At 37.4% G+C, this 17,948-nt stretch carries 24 protein-coding genes and 1 other annotated feature; of the genes, 1 reads left to right on the top strand and 23 read right to left on the bottom strand.

The window, feature by feature from the left end:
• Window positions 1–1,311 (bottom strand): LysM peptidoglycan-binding domain-containing protein, encoded by a 1,311-nt coding sequence (locus tag MHH85_RS03665; protein WP_340705978.1) that lies wholly within the window; start codon window positions 1,309–1,311, stop codon window positions 1–3.
• 137 nt (window positions 1,312–1,448) lie between these two features.
• Here MHH85_RS03665 and MHH85_RS03660 point away from each other — a divergent pair, with 137 nt between their 5' ends.
• Entirely contained in the window at window positions 1,449–1,982 is a 534-nt protein-coding gene (locus MHH85_RS03660) for a transcription repressor NadR (RefSeq protein ID WP_340705977.1), read from the top strand.
• A 54-nt stretch (window positions 1,983–2,036) separates the two neighbouring features.
• Here the strand turns inward: MHH85_RS03660 and pheA are convergent, their stop codons facing one another.
• The 22 genes from pheA to MHH85_RS03550 form a co-directional block, all read right to left on the bottom strand.
• The gene (gene pheA / locus MHH85_RS03655) at window positions 2,037–2,912 is read right to left on the bottom strand and encodes a prephenate dehydratase (protein WP_193740570.1); all 876 of its coding nucleotides are present in this window, start codon (window positions 2,910–2,912) and stop codon (window positions 2,037–2,039) included.
• Between the two features lie 15 nt (window positions 2,913–2,927).
• Window positions 2,928–3,383 (bottom strand): ACT domain-containing protein, encoded by a 456-nt coding sequence (locus MHH85_RS03650; protein WP_053416474.1) that lies wholly within the window; start codon window positions 3,381–3,383, stop codon window positions 2,928–2,930.
• A gap of 19 nt (window positions 3,384–3,402) precedes the next feature.
• Complete coding sequence (gene obgE, locus MHH85_RS03645) at window positions 3,403–4,692, bottom strand: GTPase ObgE (protein WP_053416475.1); 1,290 nt, start codon at window positions 4,690–4,692, stop codon at window positions 3,403–3,405.
• Window positions 4,693–5,229 carry a Spo0B domain-containing protein gene (locus MHH85_RS03640; RefSeq protein WP_193740571.1) on the bottom strand — a complete coding sequence of 179 codons (537 nt, stop codon included), beginning with the start codon at window positions 5,227–5,229 and terminating at the stop codon, window positions 4,693–4,695.
• 348 nt (window positions 5,230–5,577) lie between these two features.
• Window positions 5,578–5,871 (bottom strand): 50S ribosomal protein L27, encoded by a 294-nt coding sequence (gene rpmA / locus MHH85_RS03635; RefSeq protein ID WP_038188306.1) that lies wholly within the window; start codon window positions 5,869–5,871, stop codon window positions 5,578–5,580.
• Window positions 5,872–5,886: 15 nt separating this feature from the next.
• Window positions 5,887–6,225: a ribosomal-processing cysteine protease Prp gene (locus MHH85_RS03630; RefSeq protein WP_193740572.1), complete on the bottom strand. Its 339-nt coding sequence runs from the start codon at window positions 6,223–6,225 to the stop codon at window positions 5,887–5,889.
• Window positions 6,226–6,240: 15 nt separating this feature from the next.
• Window positions 6,241–6,549 (bottom strand): 50S ribosomal protein L21, encoded by a 309-nt coding sequence (gene rplU / locus MHH85_RS03625; protein ID WP_038187403.1) that lies wholly within the window; start codon window positions 6,547–6,549, stop codon window positions 6,241–6,243.
• A gap of 13 nt (window positions 6,550–6,562) precedes the next feature.
• Window positions 6,563–6,639: a sequence feature (ribosomal protein L21 leader region), on the bottom strand.
• 45 nt (window positions 6,640–6,684) lie between these two features.
• The gene (locus MHH85_RS03620) at window positions 6,685–7,317 is read right to left on the bottom strand and encodes a site-2 protease family protein (RefSeq protein WP_340705976.1); all 633 of its coding nucleotides are present in this window, start codon (window positions 7,315–7,317) and stop codon (window positions 6,685–6,687) included.
• The gene (locus MHH85_RS03615) at window positions 7,314–7,856 is read right to left on the bottom strand and encodes a peptidoglycan DD-metalloendopeptidase family protein (RefSeq protein ID WP_340705975.1); all 543 of its coding nucleotides are present in this window, start codon (window positions 7,854–7,856) and stop codon (window positions 7,314–7,316) included. The genes MHH85_RS03620 and MHH85_RS03615 overlap by 4 nt, the downstream gene beginning before the upstream one ends.
• A 270-nt stretch (window positions 7,857–8,126) precedes the next feature.
• The gene (gene minD / locus MHH85_RS03610; RefSeq protein WP_038187406.1) at window positions 8,127–8,924 is read right to left on the bottom strand and encodes a septum site-determining protein MinD; all 798 of its coding nucleotides are present in this window, start codon (window positions 8,922–8,924) and stop codon (window positions 8,127–8,129) included.
• Window position 8,925: 1 nt separating this feature from the next.
• Window positions 8,926–9,597: a septum site-determining protein MinC gene (gene minC / locus MHH85_RS03605; RefSeq protein ID WP_193740576.1), complete on the bottom strand. Its 672-nt coding sequence runs from the start codon at window positions 9,595–9,597 to the stop codon at window positions 8,926–8,928.
• Between the two features lie 21 nt (window positions 9,598–9,618).
• On the bottom strand, window positions 9,619–10,146 hold the full coding sequence (gene mreD / locus MHH85_RS03600; protein ID WP_193740577.1) for a rod shape-determining protein MreD: 528 nt from the start codon (window positions 10,144–10,146) through the stop codon (window positions 9,619–9,621).
• Window positions 10,146–11,063, bottom strand: coding sequence for a rod shape-determining protein MreC (gene mreC, locus MHH85_RS03595; RefSeq protein WP_053416482.1), 918 nt, complete (start codon window positions 11,061–11,063; stop codon window positions 10,146–10,148). The genes mreD and mreC overlap by 1 nt, the downstream gene beginning before the upstream one ends.
• Window positions 11,064–11,076: 13 nt before the next feature.
• On the bottom strand, window positions 11,077–12,096 hold the full coding sequence (locus tag MHH85_RS03590) for a rod shape-determining protein (RefSeq protein WP_053416483.1): 1,020 nt from the start codon (window positions 12,094–12,096) through the stop codon (window positions 11,077–11,079).
• Window positions 12,097–12,190: 94 nt separating this feature from the next.
• Complete coding sequence (gene radC, locus MHH85_RS03585) at window positions 12,191–12,889, bottom strand: RadC family protein (RefSeq protein WP_053416484.1); 699 nt, start codon at window positions 12,887–12,889, stop codon at window positions 12,191–12,193.
• The gene (locus MHH85_RS03580; RefSeq protein ID WP_193740579.1) at window positions 12,879–13,490 is read right to left on the bottom strand and encodes a Maf family protein; all 612 of its coding nucleotides are present in this window, start codon (window positions 13,488–13,490) and stop codon (window positions 12,879–12,881) included. The genes radC and MHH85_RS03580 overlap by 11 nt, the downstream gene beginning before the upstream one ends.
• 86 nt (window positions 13,491–13,576) lie before the next feature.
• A complete protein-coding gene (locus MHH85_RS03575; RefSeq protein WP_193740580.1) occupies window positions 13,577–14,203 on the bottom strand; it encodes a hypothetical protein in 627 nt (208 codons plus the stop codon).
• Between the two features lie 83 nt (window positions 14,204–14,286).
• Window positions 14,287–15,042, bottom strand: a complete 756-nt coding sequence (locus MHH85_RS03570) for a prepilin peptidase (protein ID WP_340705974.1) — start codon at window positions 15,040–15,042, stop codon at window positions 14,287–14,289.
• Window positions 15,043–15,063: 21 nt separating this feature from the next.
• Window positions 15,064–15,774 (bottom strand): hypothetical protein, encoded by a 711-nt coding sequence (locus MHH85_RS03565; protein WP_340705973.1) that lies wholly within the window; start codon window positions 15,772–15,774, stop codon window positions 15,064–15,066.
• Window positions 15,771–16,358 (bottom strand): PilN domain-containing protein, encoded by a 588-nt coding sequence (locus MHH85_RS03560; RefSeq protein WP_340705972.1) that lies wholly within the window; start codon window positions 16,356–16,358, stop codon window positions 15,771–15,773. The genes MHH85_RS03565 and MHH85_RS03560 overlap by 4 nt, the downstream gene beginning before the upstream one ends.
• A 3-nt stretch (window positions 16,359–16,361) precedes the next feature.
• Window positions 16,362–17,336: a type IV pilus biogenesis protein PilM gene (gene pilM, locus MHH85_RS03555; protein ID WP_340705971.1), complete on the bottom strand. Its 975-nt coding sequence runs from the start codon at window positions 17,334–17,336 to the stop codon at window positions 16,362–16,364.
• Between the two features lie 130 nt (window positions 17,337–17,466).
• Window positions 17,467–17,898, bottom strand: a complete 432-nt coding sequence (locus tag MHH85_RS03550) for a prepilin-type N-terminal cleavage/methylation domain-containing protein (RefSeq protein ID WP_340705970.1) — start codon at window positions 17,896–17,898, stop codon at window positions 17,467–17,469.
• Window positions 17,899–17,948 lie beyond the last annotated feature (50 nt).

The raw sequence follows: 17,948 nt of genomic DNA, 5'->3' as shown, positions 1-17,948 counted from the left end.
TCAATTATAATCTACAGAAGTTCTTGGCTGTGGGTACGGTTGTGGTTGCTGACAACTGCATGAAGAAGGATTCCAATTTGGCATTGGCATTGGCATCGGCATCGGCATTGGCATCGGATAGAATTGCATTGGCATACTTGGCATCATCATTTCAGGTTGCTGCCATTGCTGTCCTTGAACAGGCCACTGCGGTTGCATCGGTTGTTGCCACTGTGGCTGCATTGGTTGCTGCCATTCAGGTTGCATTGGTTGTTGCCATTGCGGCTCCATTGGTTGTAGAGGACCATGATGATGTCCTATAAATGGAGACTCGTCAAACCCACAATCTCTAGTTGATTCAGGCATTTGCCAGCCTGTTGGTGGACTTGGCTGCATCCCCATCGGCGGACTTGGTTGCATTCCCATTGGTGGACTTGGTTGCATCCCCATTGGTGGACTTGGTTGCATCCCCATTGGTGGACTTGGCTGCATTCCCATTGGTGGACTTGGTTGCATCCCCATTGGTGGCCAAGGCTGTTGATTTTGCCAATTCGGCATTGGCATTGGCATTGGCATCGGCATCGGCATTGGTGCTGCACCTCCCCACTGTGGCATTTCTGATGGCGGACACGATTGCATCCCCATTGGTGGCCATGACGGCATTTCTGGTGGACATGGTTGCATCCCCATTGATGGCATTTCTGGTGGACATGGTTGCATTCCCATTGGCGGAATTGGTGGTGGTGCACTTGGTGGTGGTGCACTTGGTGGCAACTCCCCTGATGGGCTTGTTTGTATAGGTTGTGTTGGTTTTTTTTCATGTAACGGTTGAATAATTATTTCCTCTTCATGTTGTTCAACAAACTCTATACGTGTTTTGACTGGACGTTGTTGTACATGTGGATGCACATGTGGAATTGGTGCCGGCTCTACAATAGGTGCTTCTTTTACTGGTACATGTTTTGGTGCTTCTTTTACTGGTACATGTTTTGGTGCTTCTTTTACAGGATAATGTTTTGGTGCTTCCTTCACCGGATGGTGTATCGGTGCCTCTTTCACCGGATGGTGTATCGGTGCCTCTTTCACCGGATGGTGTATCGGTGCTTCTTTTACTGGCTGATGTATTGGTGCTTCTTTTACTGGGTGCTCCTTATGTGAGTGATTCGGCGCTTCTTTTTTTGGTACAGCAGGCAAGAAAATTTCCATACCCGGTACGATATAATCCGGATTCGCCAAATGAGCATTTAAGCGTTTCAAATCTTCAAAAGAAATGCCATACTGTCTTGCGATTTTCCATAGAGTATCGCCTTTTTGGACCGTATGAGTGCGCATTTTTTTCCTCCTTCCGTCTTCATATCATATGAAAAGCTTTCACAATTGGTCACCCGATTTTATATTTCAGTGAGTGCCTTTCATGTTACACTATGAGTTGAGAAGGGCAATTTATGCTTGTATTCGAGGTGATTTAGATGAAAAAATTATTAGGTGAAGAACGAAGAGCAATGCTTTTGGACATGCTTAAGCAAGAAGGACAACCAATTACAGGTACTGAACTTGCTAAACGCACCAGTGTTTCGAGACAAGTAATTGTCAGTGATATGGCCTTATTAAAAGCACGTAACGTACCGATTATGGCAACAAGCCAAGGATATGTACTTTTTACTTCTAATGAAGATAAAACCCGCTGTGAACGCCAGATTGCATGTCGTCATACATCTGCCGATACAGAAGAAGAATTAAATATATTTGTCGATGCCGGAGTCACAGTGAAAAACGTTACTGTGGAACATGCCGTATATGGAGAGATTACTGCTTCCATCATGGTCTCTAGTCGTCATGACGTTCAACAATTTATGCAAAAGCTAGCCGATACGAAATCGAATCTTCTATTAGAGTTAACAGAAGGAGTTCATATCCATCTTATTTCTGCTTCCACTGAAGAAAAAATAGATTTTGCCATACAGCAATTACAATCGAAAGGCTTTTTAATTACGACAAATTAATTACAGCATACAAAAAAACTCTTAGCAAAGGTGCTAAGAGTTTTTTCTCATTTATCAGTCATGACTATTTTGGTATGTATAATAAGTGCCGAGTGATTTTACTGAGCATCCTAATGCAGATAGCTCATCCATCGCACCTCTCATCATTGGTGCATTTTCATCTTCTAGTACGTCAACGATAAAGAAATAGTCGCCTAAACCTGTTTTTAACGGTCTTGACTCGATTTTACTTAAGTTGATTTGACGCCATGCAAATACGGATAGCACTTGATGTAATGCTCCTGAACGGTCATTAGGTAATGTAATCATTACCGTTGTTTTTATTTGTTCATCACGATGTTCCCTTTCAATCCGTTGATTGGTTCTAGATAGAACGAAAAAGCGTGTATGATTAAAATGGAAATCATGAATATTATCTTGGACAATGTTTAAACCATAAGTTTCTGCAGCTGAACTGTTACCAATTGCAGCAATACATTGATCGGGGTTTTCAGCTATATACTGTGCTGCCGCTGCCGTCGATGTCGTTGGATTTAACGGAGTCCCTCTAAATCTGTAGTACAAATATTTATGACATTGAGCAAGTGCATGAGGGTGTGAATATATACCCTCAATGCCTTCCCAATGATCAGCATATTTTGGATTTACCATTAAATGTTGTGCGATTGGAGATAAAACTTCTCCAACTACATATAAATCCGCTTCATGATATAAATAGTCAATCGTTAACGGTACAGATCCCTCAAGCGCATTTTCTACAGGTACTACTGCTAAATCCACTTGACTGGATGCTACCGCTTCAATGCACTCTGGAATTGTTTTGTAAGGAATAAGCCATTCGTTTGGAAATAACTCTTGCGTAGCTAAATACGTAAACGTGCCTGCTGGGCCTAAATAAGCCACTCTATTTTCCCACTCTTTTGATGTCAATTCAAAAAAGCCCCCTTATAATGCTCCTGAACTAATTACCTCTGCTGACTCTACAAAATCTAATTTTTTTAGTTGCTGTATTAAATCATCTAACTCTATATCCATTGCTGTCACATCTAATGATAATGTCACGTTCGCTCTTCCTTGTATCGGAATCGTTTGATGAATAGTTAAGATATTACAATGTGTATCTGTGACAGTTGATAATAGACGTGCTAATGTTCCTTTACGGTCTTCTAACTGTAAAAAAACAGTTAAAATACGTTCTTGAACGATAGAGTGGAAGGGGAAAACAGCATCTCGGTATTTATAAAATGCACTACGAGATAAATCTACCTGCTTAACAGCATCCCATATTGATGAAACGGCACCTGTTTGTAATAAATACTTCGCATCAAGTGTCTTTTGCATGGCATCTGTTAGAACATCTTCGCGTACTAAATAATAGCGTTGATCTGCTACATTTTTCATCTCTTTCCCCCCTAAATACTTACTCTATAAATTCAAATTCGAATTCAAGTAAACGAACAATATCGCCGTTTTCAGCGCCACGTTCTCTTAATGCTTCGTCAACGCCCATACCGCGTAATTGACGAGCAAAGCGTCGAATTGAATCTTCACGACTAAAGTCAGTCATTTTGAATAATCTTTCGATTGAAGAGCCACTTAATACGTAAGAACCATCATCGTCACGTGAAATTTCGAAGTCTGGACCTTGTGATTCATGTTTGTATAAAACAGTTGCGTCCGTTTCTTCTTCTTCCACATCGTTCAATGCAAATTCAGGTGTTACTTCTAATAAGTCCGCTACAGCGAATAGTAATTCTTTCAATCCTTTACGTGAAACAGCAGAAATCGGGAATATTCTCGCATCTTCTCCAACTTTTTCACGGAACGCTTGTAAGTTTTCTTCCGCATCAGGCATGTCCATTTTATTGGCAACAATAATTTGTGGACGCTCTGTTAAACGTAGATTATATTGTTCTAATTCTTTGTTAATCGTTAAGTAGTCATCGTAAGGATCGCGACCTTCCATACCAGACATATCAATCACATGTACGATTACGCGCGTACGTTCAATATGACGTAGGAATTGATGTCCTAATCCCACACCTTGGTGAGCTCCTTCGATTAATCCTGGTAAATCTGCCATAGCGAAACTACGGCCGTCCTCTGTTTCAACCATACCTAAGTTCGGCACAATTGTTGTGAAATGATACGCACCAATTTTCGGTTTTGCTGCAGTAACAACTGACAGTAATGTTGATTTACCTACACTTGGGAAACCGACTAAACCTACATCAGCTAATACCTTTAACTCTAATATAACATTAAGTTCTTGTCCTGGCTCGCCTTTTTCAGAAAGTTCTGGCGCAGGATTTGACGGTGTAGCAAATCGAGAGTTTCCTCGTCCACCACGTCCACCACGGGCGATAACGGCTGTTTGACCATGTTCTACTAAATCAGCGATAACTCTACCATCTTCTTCAGAAGTTACGATTGTACCTGGTGGCACTTTTACATAATAATCTTCCGCATTTTTACCATGTTGGTTTTTACTCATACCATGATTACCGCGTTCTGCTTTAAAATTACGTTTATAACGGAAATCCATTAATGTACGTAATCCTTCTTCAACGATAAAGATCAAGTCTCCACCATTACCACCATCACCGCCTGCTGGGCCACCATTTGGTATAAATTTTTCGCGACGGAAAGCAACCATACCATCTCCGCCGTCTCCACCTTTAACAAACACTTTAACGTGATCTACAAACATTTAAATACCCTCCTTGCTTGCTTCTATGCAATAACACCAATCTTCATTTGTAAAATGATTATTTTTAATCATTATAGATTGATGCTCTATTTTTTCTTTGAATGGCTCAATATCCCATGAGCCTTTTAAATGAAATGAAATTTCTAATTGTTCTTGCGTTGAGTTGATGTGAAGTGATAGATTTTGCTCTATATATGGGTTTAATGAAGAATATACATAGGAGACAGTCCGCTCTAAATGATCTTTGATCGGTCCATCTAATGCTATATCCACCTCAGAATCAACGTTACTTTGAATAGTTACTTGATAGGACGGATATCGCCATTTCAATGTGTGAAACCATTCAATCGTTTTTGGTAATCCTAATTGATTAATATTGAAAAAGATACGACATTGTTCGGCCACTCCAGAAATTACTTCTTTCGACTCCTCTACACGTCCCATGTCCAAATTAATCTTTATTAGTTGAAGCTGATTTAAAAAATCATGGTGTGCAAAGCGTAGCACTTCATTTACGGTGAGAGGCTTTTCAGTCATTGTACACACTCCTCCAATAAGATGTTCAGTCTTCAGTATACCAATTTTTCATCGGTTTTTCTCGCATTAGAAAAACAAGGCTTCCGCTAACTTGAGCGAAAGCCGATTTAGAACAGGAACTGGTTACTAAAAACATACTTTTTACCAGTGAATAATAAAAGTGCAATCGTTCCCGTTCACCTCCGACAAGCGTTAGAAAGCTCGAAATAAAAGTGCCTTGCTTACTTTCACTTGGAGATTTGAAACAAGCTCAAAGGTGACGCGAATGCCTGGACATGATTAAAAGTTATATACTTGCTTATTCATTTAAAAAAGGACTGCAATAAATGCAGTCCTTAGCTTTTGAAATTAAGCTTCTTGAGCGACAGGGTATACACTTACTTTTTTCTTGTCGCGACCGTAGCGTTCAAATTTAACTACGCCGTCAACTTTTGCGAAAAGTGTATCGTCTCCACCGCGGCCAACGTTTTCACCTGGATAAATTTTAGTACCGCGTTGACGGTAAAGAATTGATCCACCAGAAACGAATTGACCATCAGCACGTTTAGCTCCAAGGCGTTTTGACTCAGAGTCACGACCGTTCTTAGTAGAACCTACCCCTTTTTTCGAAGCGAAAAACTGAAGATCTAAAGTTAATAACATCATCTGTTCCACCTCCTACATTTGGGAATATGATATCTGAATATATTGTCCGTAACTTTGCACAATTGTATACAACTGTGCAACCATTGTTTGAACAACTAATTGTAAGCGACTGTCTAATTCTTCATCTAAATCGGCTGGCAAAGTGACGTGGAGATATCCACCTTCACCCTCTTGCTGAATAGTAGGTTCAACATTTAATAGTTGGTACATGGCATTAACAGTGCCAAAAGCAATTGCTGATGCGCCTGCACATACTAAATCTTTCCCTGATTCATCAAAATCTGCGTGACCTTTCATTTCAAATGAAGATACATGTCTTTTTTCATCGTGATTAATCGTTACTTGGATCATTTAATCACCTCACTATTAAGCGTTGATAGCTTCAACTACTAATTTAGTATAAGGTTGACGGTGACCTTGTTTACGACGGTAGTTTTTCTTAGCTTTAAGTTTGAAAACAACGATTTTCTTTTGACGACCGTGTTTTTCAACTTTAGCTGTTACAGTAGCGCCTTCCACGAATGGAGCACCAACTTTAACCGCTTCGCCACCTACGAATAAAACTTTGTCAAAAGTAACCACTTCACCATCTTCTGCGTTTAATTTCTCAACGTAGATTTCTTGGCCAGCTTCAACTTTGATTTGTTTACCACCAGTTTCGATAATTGCGTACATATCTGCACCTCCTCTTATAACTCAGACTCGCCCTCAATCAGGTGATCCCGAAAGATACTTAAAACCTTTTCAGCGCGGTTGTAGTAGCACGGGTGCTACAAACAATAACATTAAAATACTACCACATAGAAACTATTACGTCAATATATTCAACGCATACTTTTCAAATGCTTTAGTATATTTACGATATCTCCATTCTTTTATATTTTGAAATAATATAAATACAAATAAAAAAAGCAAAAATGCGGACTTTGGTAATAATAAAATACAGCACAGTAAAACCGCTAAACATGTAATAATTGAATACTTTAAAAAAAACTCATGTATTTCATATAAAGGCTGTTTTCCGCTTAATAAGATTTCGATTAGACGACCACCGTCTAAAGGCCAAATTGGCAATAGGTTAATAAGTAAAATAAAGAATTGTATGTATACCAGCGGTTCTTTTATCGCCCCTGGCATGAATAGAGCTAAAATCAGGAGAAAAAAAGTAGCAATCGGTCCAGCAGCTGCTACTACTAACCTATGCTTTTTACGAATCAACTGTGTTTTCGCAAGTCTTATTTCCCCTCCATAAGGCATAATCGTACAGTCTTTAATGATGAGCTTATATTTGCTAGCAGCTATTAAATGACCGCATTCATGCCAAAGCAACGAGCCGAGAATCATGGCATAGTGAGCTACATTACCTGACAACAACAATATAATTATTATCGGTATCATCGTGGGATGTATGCGGAATTTTAGTACTTTTATTTTCCCCCTCACTTCAACCACTCTTTTATCGCAGTTGAATCAAGCATAGTCCCCTTATTCTCAACTTGTAAATAAAGACGCCCCGACGTTAAATTTGAAATTGTTTCTCCCTCCTTAACTGAGGTATACGGTAATATTGTCAATTCATCTAAAAAACCATACGTAACATTTTCTCCATTCTCATAAATGACCGTCATCGTCTTTCCAAGTGATTGCGTATGGCCAGTGAAAATAACAAGTCCGTCTTGTTTAGCACGGATACTAATATTCTCTTTATAAGACAGTAAAGTACCGTTCGAGAACGGCTGTAAAGTGGAAAATGTAGCTAGCTCTCCCTCATATAAAGGAGCTGTTACAGTAATTGAATCATTTTGTTTACCATCCGGATCAAGTAAACCCTTTGTCCAATTTCGTAGCACCACAAAATCTTCACCAGTACTCGTAATTTGCTTAATATTCGTCTGCATCGTGCCATTTTTTTCAAGTACTGAAATCATGACAACACTTAATGTAATGAGGAATGCCAAAATCCACTTCAATTTATTCTTCAAACTCTTCACCTCATAGTATTCTTTATTGCAATATATGAGAAGAGTAGGTACTTCATTCATTTACACGCTATATATACTTTATTTGGAGAGAAAAATAAAGTAAGTTATAAATACTCTTTTGTACTATAACTGAAATTCAAGCTCTCCTTCCATATTCCCCTAAAATAAAAAGACTACTCTACACATTTTAAATGCGGAGTAGTCTAACTAATCGAGAACAATATTTTACGGATTTAGAGCTTGTCCAGTAAGGACGAGAATCCACATAACTTATTTAGAAAATAATGATTTGAGTTTAGCGAATACACCTTTACTCTCACCTTCTAAAGTCATAAGCGGAACTGATTCACCAAGGATTCGTCGTACGATGTTGCGATATGCTAAAGCCGCTTGTGTAGTCGGCTCCATCACAATCGGCTCACCTTTATTGGATGAGCTAATCACATTCTCATCATCTGGAATAATTCCTACCAAATCAATTGATAAGTGTGTAGTAATTTCGTTCACATCTAATGTATCGCCGCGATTCATTAAATGTGGACGAATCCGATTAATAATTAATTTAGGCGGTTCTATTTCTTCTTGTTCTAACAGACCAATAATACGATCTGCATCACGCACCGCTGAAATCTCAGGTGTTGTGACAACTATTGCTTTATCTGCACCCGCAACAGCGTTTTTATAACCTTGTTCAATTCCAGCCGGACAGTCAATTAACACAAAATCATAGTCTCTTTTTAATTCACCAATTAACTGTTTCATTTGTTGTGGTGTTACGGCTGTCTTATCTGTTGTTTGAGCAGCAGGCAATAAAAATAATAATTCATCAAAGCGTTTATCTTTTACAAGCGCTTGGTGAATTTTACATCGACCTTCAATAGCATCTACTAAATCGTAAATAATGCGGTTTTCTAATCCAAGGATAACATCAAGGTTGCGTAAACCGATGTCTGTATCAACTAAGCATACTTTTTTTCCTTGAAGGGCCAATGCAGTTCCTAGATTTGCAGTAGTCGTTGTTTTACCAACGCCTCCCTTACCAGAAGTTATTACAATTGCTTCTCCCACATTAGCTTCCTCCTTTAAACGTTGACAGATTTGGTCTAAATAAACGCAAATCTTGCAAGCGGTCAATCGTAATATGACCATTTGAATGTATATACGCACATTCCATTTCAGGTGTTTCAGACAAAACGGCTAATTCATTTGTCATAAGTTCCATTAAGTCAGCAATCAGTAGATGGGTTGCTTCAAGCCAAGACGCTGCTATAACTGCTTCACGGTTACCTTTTGCACCTGCATGAGCAATTCCTTTTAAACGTCCTAAGACGAAAATACTACCGCCTGCTTCAACTTTAGCGTTAGGATTAACATCTCCAACAACTACTAAGTCACCTTCAGCACGAATCGTTTGTCCCGATCGTACGATACCAACATAAGTAGCTGATCTGCTTTCTACCACTCTACGATTACTTTCTTCAACAGAAATTACATCGCTCTTAATCTTTGAAACTTTTAAATGCTCGGATTGCTGAACAATATGCAAAATTTCTTTCAATTGTTCTTCATCACAATAACGATTTCCTAATTGAATCTGTACTTCAGCTTGACCTTCCATACCTTCTTCGGACACCTTACGCTTAAGTTCATCGATTAACTCTGAGTAAGCGCATTGATCGTCTAATCGAAGCACAAGTCCATCCTTCGTACCTTTAATATAGACTAGCTGCTTTGTCGACAAATGCGTCACCTCACGATTTTTTTATAAAATGGATTGATTTGCTTTTTGCAATACGCGCGCTTGTATTAAATATCTAAACGTCCAACCAAGCATGATTAGGAAAATTGAGTTCGCAATCATTGTTGGTATTAAACGCTGATTTAAAAATTCTGAAAATGGAATAGTCGTGAATGAAATTATTAAGAAAAATTGATGTAAGATAATCTCTAATAACGCGACTAATAGTAACGATAATGTTGTTGTTACAAATAAATGCTGATGGATATATTTTACTGTAGAACCTGCTATAAAACAAATAAATGGGTACAAAAATGAATATAATCCAATAATATCAATGTAGAAGATATCATACAAGAGCCCAAAAATTAATCCATATAGCATAGCTCGTTTTCGATTGTAGTAAATCGAAAGAAATATCAAATATAATATTAAAAATCTCGGCACTAAATAAACTAACTCACCCTTCCACTCAATCGGTGAAAATAGGGCGAATTCAGTTTCCAAAAAGAACAAAACAACAGCGACTAGAGGAATTAGAAAACGTACCATCATTCTCCATCCCCAGTCGTGTTAGTAGTAGTCTTATTTGTTTCGTCATTGTTTGTACTATTACCATCAGAACCATCAATATTAATAGATTCTCTTTTCGCAATAATAACATGATCAAGCATTGAAAAGTTAGCAGCTGGTTTCACATAAGCAAGTTTTGTTAAACCATAATCATCCGTAGTAACTTTTGTTACTTCCCCAATTAGAATACCTTTCGGGAAAATACCACCTAAACCAGATGTCATAACTTTATCGCCTTTTTTCACTTTTAAACTAGAGTCAATACGTTTTAGTATTAATTCGTTACGTTTCCCATCAAAACCTTCTATTAGGCCAAATACTTGTTTTTTATTTGCAACAACTGCTGATACACGATAATTAGGATTATTGGTAGTCAATAACTCTACTTCTGATGTATACGGTGTCGTTTGCACGATTTTACCAATTAAACCTTCTGATGTTCTTACAGCCATGTTGACTTTAATTCCATCCATAGTACCTTGGTCCAAAATCAATTTTTCTTCCCATTGATCAGGATTTCGTGCAATAACAGTTGCTTGAATTGGATTAAATTTCTTCAAATCCTCTTTTTTGTCAATTATAGCTCGTAGCTTGTCATTTTCAATCTTCAAATCATTGACTTCGCCCTGCAGTACTGCAAATTCTTCCAAACGCGATTTTAATCTTTTGTTTTCATCATACGTGTTTAATAATGCATCGACATTATTAAAGATTCCTGTTATGTAGTGAGCCGGTTTGGACACTAGAGATTGTCCAAAACCGACTGTATCTTTAATAATTTGTTCAGGAAGCGAGGCGTTTTGACGATCGCGTAAGGAGAAGCTAATCAATGCCACGAGGAAAATTACGCCGACAAGCAGCAAAATTAATCGCTTATTCGAGAAAAACTGTGGCATTGCCTAAACCTCCTTAACCTTTCGTTTGTTGACGACGTACTAAATCGATATGATCTAACGCCATACCAGTACCAATTGCAACACAATCTAGCGGGTTTTCAGCAATAAATACTGGCATATTAGTTTCGCTACTGATAACTTTATCTAAGCTTTTCAGTAGTGCTCCACCACCAGTTAATACAATTCCGCGTTCCATAACATCAGCAGAAAGCTCTGGAGGAGTTTGCTCTAATGTTTTCTTAACGCCATCGATAATAGCAGCGATAGATTCACGTAATGCTTCAGCAATTTCGATAGAAGAAATTTCAATTGTTTTTGGTAAACCAGTTACTAAATCACGTCCGCGGATTTCCATACGCTCTTCAGGACCTTCAGTGCTAGCAGAACCAATTTCCATTTTAATAGATTCTGAAGTACGTTCACCAATTGTTAAATTATATGATTTACGAATATAAGCTGTAATGGCTTGATCCATTGCATCACCCGCAACACGTACAGATTCACTTGTCACGATACCACCTAATGAGATAACAGCAACTTCAGTAGTACCACCGCCGATATCAACAACCATACTACCTGTTGGTTCCCAAACTGGTAAGTTAGCACCAATTGCTGCTGCAAATGGTTCTTCAATTGTGAAAGCATCTTTCGCGCCTGCTTGACGAGATGCATCTATTACAGCACGTTGTTCAACAGATGTAATACCATAAGGTACACAAATCATCACATTCGGCTTCTTCCAGTTACCACCTGAAGATTTCATAGCCTCACGTAAATAATATTGAATCATAGTAGTAGTAATATCAAAATCAGCTATAACGCCATCTTTCATTGGGCGGATTGCTACGATTGAACCTGGAGTACGTCCAATCATATTTTTTGCATCGTTACCTACTGCTACGATTTCACCTGTTTTTGTATTTTTCGCAACTACAGAAGGCTCTCTGAGTACGATTCCTTTTCCTTTAATAAATACCAATGTATTTGCTGTGCCGAGGTCAATCCCGACATCTTTCCCACCTAATCCAAACACTATTATGTTCTTCCTTTCTCTATAGCCATAACTTTCTTAGCTGTCATAAAATCATAAGTTTTATTATAACGGAAAGGAATGAAAAATTACAGTGTTACATGTACCCTTTCTCCTTTAAACTTATAAATTGGTGGTCCCCAATTATGACATGGTCTAAAAGCTCTATACCTATTATATAGCCGGCTTCCTGGATTCTTTTTGTAACTTCAATATCTTCTGGTGAAGGAGCGGGGTTGCCTGAGGGATGATTATGCGCACAAACAAGCGAAGCAGCAGAGCGTTTAACAGCTTCACGAAAAATTTCACGTGGGTGAACGATACTAGCATTTAAACTACCAATGAAGATCGTTTGCTTATGAATAATTTGGTTTTTAACATTCAAAAACAACACTACGAAATGCTCTTGTAGTAAAGCAGTCATATCAGCCATTAAGTATGTAGCCGCATCTTGAGGAGACCGGATAGTATAGCGATCTTCTATTCGCTGTTGCGACATTCTTCTACCAAGTTCAATAGCAGCTAGTAGTTGAATCGCTTTTGCCTCTCCAATTCCTTTTACAGACGTGATTTCTTCAATGGCTGCATGCTTTAATTCGTGAAGCTGTTCGAAAGAAGTTAAAACTCGATTTGCAATATGTAAAACAGATTCTTCCTTCGTTCCTGTCCTTAATAATATTGCGATAAGCTCCTGGTTCGATAAACTCTCTGCTCCTTGTCTCTTTAAGCGTTCCCTAGGACGGTCATCTTGATGCACATCACGGATCATCATTGGTTTAATAGTGTCAGTAGACATCGACTATCTCCCCTTCCTTTACAACGAGAATCTTTTTGCTAATTAGATGCTCTTGCAAAGCGTCAATTGGTAATCCAGCGACATTATCAAAATCCCCCTCAATAGATTCCGTTATATTTGCCCCTAATCCTTGTATATTATAACCAATATCATGCTCAAAAGGTTCCCCGGTTTCAACATAATATTCAATTATTTTTTGAGATAATTTTTTCATCGTTACTTTGGACTCAACTACAACCATTGTTACCTGTCCAAGATATCTAACTGCAATCGCTGTCGTTACAATATGTTGACGATTTGATAGTTTAGCTAAATAACGATATGCAGCCTGTCTAGTAGTAGGGGGGCTAATAATTTCACCATCAATGCTAACGGTTCTTTTCGTCGAAATATATACCTTATTACGCTCTACCATAAATTGACGCCACAAAGTCACAAAAGAGCAGTAAACAGTAAAATCTAAAGGTGATGTAGTTGAAGGATAATCAATGGCTACATGATGATACTCAACCTCATAAGGTATTTTAATACGAGCAAAAATATCTTCAGCATTGCCTTTTGGGCTCACTAGAATAATAGTCGTTATCGGATTTAAAGTCATTTCAATTCCCTCCTTTTTTGACATCATAATCGAAATGACATTTTTTTCAAAAGTGTTAAAACTAAGATTTGATGGGTTTTAACACCTTAAAACCCAATCTTGAGACATTTGTTCTGTGCTGTATAGTGGCTAATTAACTGTAATCTGATTACTAAAATATCGTCTGAAACCTTTGATACCGCTTCAATGTTCGAAGTCCAATTAGAAGGTGGATCAATCTTTTTCTTAGAGCCTTCAAAAGTAAACTTTGACACTTTTGATGCACTCAGTACTTTGGGCATTTCGACAAGTGCTGGACTTTCACATTTAGCACCGCTAAAGCTAATCTTTTTTACGAATGAATCTTTATCTACTCTTTCTTTAATTTCCTTTTCCTTCGTTCCAACAGCAGACCATACAAAATATTGACCTCCAAATGAAACAATAGCACTCGTATATAGTTTTGGATTAGTACCTAAAAATTCCGTTGCGGATTGCTCACTTGAAAAAACACCATACTGTTGAGCATAAAAGGTATATGCTTTGTCATCAGCCTTAGCAGTTGTTGTCGTTTTTGTTGCAGTTTTCTTATCGTTAGTAACTTGCTTATCTGCCTGTCCATCAAAAAAATGCAATGCAATGAAAAATAGAAATACTCCTGCCACACCAATAATCACACCATGCACCATAGACAAGAGCAGCATTTTTTTATTATTTCTGGATTCAAATTTCATGTCATCACCCCTCTATTAACCGTAGCATGATAACCATAAAAAAAGACAAGACTCCTGTCGTCCTGTCTACAAAATTTATCTTGTTAAAATAACAAATTCATATACCATTCGAGAATTTGTTCACCATAGAAATAAGCAATAATACTTGCCACTGCAATCGACGGACCGAAAGGAATTGGAGTTTTACGCCCTTGCTTTCGGTAGATTAATAGTACAACACCTGTTACTAAACCAATAACAGCAGCCAAAAATAACGCAAGTAATGTCGAAAAAATACCAAGTACTAGTCCAATGATGAAAAATAATTTAATATCCCCTCCCCCTATACCACCTTTCGACAGGATAGCAACGAGTAATAATATTAAAAATCCACCAAATGCTCCAACAACACTGTCCCACCATGGCTCTGACTGGATGAAAATACGTCCAACCACTAAGAGCGCCCCAAAAAATAATAAAACCTTATTAGGAATCAGCATATACGCAATATCTGAAACTGTAATAATGATTAATAGGGAAATAAATAATAGTGCAATAATTAATTCAGGTTTTAACCCCAATTCTAAATATGCCAATGTAAATAAAAAACCTGTCAAAAATTCCATCAACGGGTATACCCAATGAAGTTTTGCATCGCAATTTCTACATTTCCCCTTCAAAAACAAAAAGGATAAAACAGGCACTAAGTCCTTAGCTGTTAACTGCCTTTGACAATTTGTACAATGTGAAGGTGGGCGAACAATAGACTCTCCCTTAGGTACTCTTAACCCAACGACATTAAAAAACGAACCAAAAACTAGACCAAATATAAAAAAGAATAGTGCATAAACAATTATCATGTATATCCCTCTTATTAAAGTTTATTCTTCTACTGAACCCTCATAATAGAATACTGTGAGTTGTACGGTTGCTTGAAGCGCTTCTTCTACCTCTGAATTTTGTACATCTGTATTTGGTATCTCGTACTCTACAGAGTCAATACGCATAATACGAGGCAATACTTCGACTTCCTTAAAAAAAGCTCTTATTCCTTTTTTATCCTTTGCACTAATCGATAGCGTCATCGTTATTAGTTTTAGTGCTTCTGGTAGACTACTAGATGCAATCGGTGAAATCGGGGTAACCGACGTTTCTTTCTCATCATTACCGTTTACATTATCACTATTTCCTTGATTTTGTGGTTCCTTATTAGTTGAGGTATCGTTCGTTTCGATTGTTTCTTTCACAGCCTCATCATAATTATTAAATGTAACGTCAAGTACATTTGTTTCGCTTACTAATTCCACTTGTTCAATAGCATTAATCACATTACTCAAATCACGATCTAACGGTACTTTCGTTTTAAGTTCACTCATACTTTTCTCGTTGGCTTTTTGTTCGTCCTTTATTAAGTCAAGTTGTTCATCTAGAGTGGCTGCCTCTTTCCTCATATCCGCAATTTGATATTTCAATGAATTACTTTCCTCCATTTTTGGATACACAGCATAATAAAAGATAGCACATAAGATTGTGATAACAAGTATTCCGATTAGAATATAAGCTGATTTCTTATTACTCCCTAAAGAATTCATGGACGCCCTACCTCCGCAAGTAAATCTGAATTACTAATAGCCAATTTAAACTCTGCTGTATAGCGGGGGACTAAATCTTCATCTAAATCGGCATTATTATACTCGTTTTTTTCTGGTTTAAAAGCCGTTACTTTTTCAATTTGGACATCAGTATATAAATGATCCATTAATAATTTTTGAACATATAGAGATACATCGTTAAGTGTTTCAAAATCGATTGTCACTGCAATACCTTCAGCACCGTACTTAATGTCGGTAAGCTTTTCGTACGATTCAAGATGACCTTCTAAACTATCAATTATAGGTGTAACTGGGTATGAAATCGATTCAACAAATTGTACAGATTGAGCAAGAGTACCTTGTGATTGCTTCTGAATATTAGCGATTTGTCCTTTATAACTATTAATTTCTGTTGATAAACTTTGTTGCTCTGAGGTCAAGGTTTCAATCTCACTTTTTAAAGAGAAATATTTTACCCCAATAGCAATAAGTAATAAACAAACGACAGCTATAAATAACCATAAAAATAGACTATGCGTCTTTTTTCTTTCTATCTTAGGTAAGAGATTAATATCTGGAATCATAACCTACTCTACCTCCTTTAAGGCTAAACCAATTAAACTTGATTGAGATGCCTTAAAGTTAGGAAACTTACTAGTAATCACCGAATCTTTTAAAGTATGTATAGGCAAATTTAATTGACTTTCTAGCATATCAATTATATAAGGCAACTCAGGAGAATCTCCTATAACAACAATATTCCCTACGCTTTTTTCGCCTTTATTTAAAGAGTAGTGATAAAAGTTTAAAATACGATCAATTTCTGATAACGGCTCCATTAATGCTGTTTTATAGTTCATCACATCATCACTGTAGGCATAGACAAAGGCATCTTCCGTTTGTTTAGGGTACCATTTACTACGCTCTGTATTAATCGTTTGATAACGTAAAAATTCGACTTCCCCTTGCGAATAAATTGTTAATGAGAGCTCATTAATAGACCAATCCGTGATTAGCGTAATGCTTTTATGTATATTCGGCATAACTATCTCCAGCAAACGCAGATTAGAAATCGCTTTAATATCTGCTACAACAGGCGTTAAGCCAGAATCATCTAATAGCCCCGTCAACTTCTGAATCTCATCTGCACTCGTAGCAAATAAAGTCGCCTTGCCATCCCCAGCCTGTGCATCATAAATATCTATAAGCGCATCTTCAAATGGTAGGTGAATTGAACGTCCTAGCTCCATCTCTACATATTCTTTAATCGCTTCTTCTTCCTTTAATTCCTGCGGATGATCAATTACCTTCATCATAACTGTACTATCTGGCACAAAAAAGCGTACATTTTGGCCTTTAAGACCATATTTTTTTACTTGCTCCTTTAGTATCTCAAAAAAAGAAAGCTCATCCTCAATGACACCATCCACCACAATACCTTCATCTAAAGGAATTCCTTCTATTGTAGACTGCGCTAAATCATTTGAACTGACTGCTAACATATGCATTGCATAATCATTATATATAAGTGACAGCTGTCGCTTTTTCTTCTTAAATATCATCAGAGTACCTCCCACATCGAAAAGCTTTAATACTTCGGTGGAGAAAGCCAAGAGTACATTTGAAGTGCTATGGCTTTCTTCAACGAAAGATTAAAGGGAATACAGCAGCTGGGGCTGCTGTAAATTTTCACTACTCTCCTTCATCTTTCACATTATTATTTTTCATTATTTTTGCTAGTTCATCGCTTGTAATCGGTGACTTAACCTTTCCTTCTAATTTCCCTTTCATATTACCTAATTCACTATAAGTTAAAGTGTATTCATTTTTTTCAAACTTTACACTTACATCCTCTAACTTCACACCGGGTTTAGTTACGAAATTTTCCAATACTTCTGCCGAGCATGTATCTTCTGGACATTCACCATCTGCTATTGCAATTTTCGCTCCTGAAATAATACTTGAAGCATCAGCTAAAATCGCTTTATCATGAGAGTTATTAATAATATTCCCAATCGCAGGAATAGCGATTAATGCGATAATAGCGATAATAACGATTACAGCTAAAAGCTCGATTAAAGTCATACCTCTTTCATTTTTCATCATTTTTTTGATCTTATTCATGATAAAACCTCCTTTTTCTGTATATGTAAGTTGATCCTTAGAAGTTAGTT

The sequence above is a fragment of the Viridibacillus sp. FSL E2-0187 genome, from assembly GCF_038006425.1.
GTDB classification, from domain to species: Bacteria; Bacillota; Bacilli; order Bacillales_A; family Planococcaceae; genus Viridibacillus; species Viridibacillus arvi.
This window is presented reverse-complemented; position numbering and strand designations above follow the sequence as displayed.

Bases quoted from the DNA above. Each gene is read 5' to 3' on its own strand.
- MHH85_RS03665 (WP_340705978.1), bottom strand. From the start codon at position 1,311: ATGCGCACTCATACGGTCCAAAAAGGCGATACTCTATGGAAAATCGCA.
- MHH85_RS03660 (WP_340705977.1), top strand. From the start codon at position 1,449: ATGAAAAAATTATTAGGTGAAGAACGAAGAGCAATGCTTTTGGACATG.
- MHH85_RS03650 (WP_053416474.1), bottom strand. From the start codon at position 3,383: ATGAAAAATGTAGCAGATCAACGCTATTATTTAGTACGCGAAGATGTT.
- obgE (WP_053416475.1), bottom strand. From the start codon at position 4,692: ATGTTTGTAGATCACGTTAAAGTGTTTGTTAAAGGTGGAGACGGCGGA.
- MHH85_RS03640 (WP_193740571.1), bottom strand. From the start codon at position 5,229: ATGACTGAAAAGCCTCTCACCGTAAATGAAGTGCTACGCTTTGCACAC.
- rpmA (WP_038188306.1), bottom strand. From the start codon at position 5,871: ATGTTATTAACTTTAGATCTTCAGTTTTTCGCTTCGAAAAAAGGGGTA.
- MHH85_RS03630 (WP_193740572.1), bottom strand. From the start codon at position 6,225: ATGATCCAAGTAACGATTAATCACGATGAAAAAAGACATGTATCTTCA.
- rplU (WP_038187403.1), bottom strand. From the start codon at position 6,549: ATGTACGCAATTATCGAAACTGGTGGTAAACAAATCAAAGTTGAAGCT.
- mreD (WP_193740577.1), bottom strand. From the start codon at position 10,146: ATGGTACGTTTTCTAATTCCTCTAGTCGCTGTTGTTTTGTTCTTTTTG.
- mreC (WP_053416482.1), bottom strand. From the start codon at position 11,063: ATGCCACAGTTTTTCTCGAATAAGCGATTAATTTTGCTGCTTGTCGGC.
- radC (WP_053416484.1), bottom strand. From the start codon at position 12,889: ATGTCTACTGACACTATTAAACCAATGATGATCCGTGATGTGCATCAA.
- MHH85_RS03580 (WP_193740579.1), bottom strand. From the start codon at position 13,490: ATGACTTTAAATCCGATAACGACTATTATTCTAGTGAGCCCAAAAGGC.
- MHH85_RS03575 (WP_193740580.1), bottom strand. From the start codon at position 14,203: ATGAAATTTGAATCCAGAAATAATAAAAAAATGCTGCTCTTGTCTATG.
- MHH85_RS03570 (WP_340705974.1), bottom strand. From the start codon at position 15,042: ATGATAATTGTTTATGCACTATTCTTTTTTATATTTGGTCTAGTTTTT.
- MHH85_RS03565 (WP_340705973.1), bottom strand. From the start codon at position 15,774: ATGAATTCTTTAGGGAGTAATAAGAAATCAGCTTATATTCTAATCGGA.
- MHH85_RS03560 (WP_340705972.1), bottom strand. From the start codon at position 16,358: ATGATTCCAGATATTAATCTCTTACCTAAGATAGAAAGAAAAAAGACG.
- pilM (WP_340705971.1), bottom strand. From the start codon at position 17,336: ATGATATTTAAGAAGAAAAAGCGACAGCTGTCACTTATATATAATGAT.
- MHH85_RS03550 (WP_340705970.1), bottom strand. From the start codon at position 17,898: ATGAATAAGATCAAAAAAATGATGAAAAATGAAAGAGGTATGACTTTA.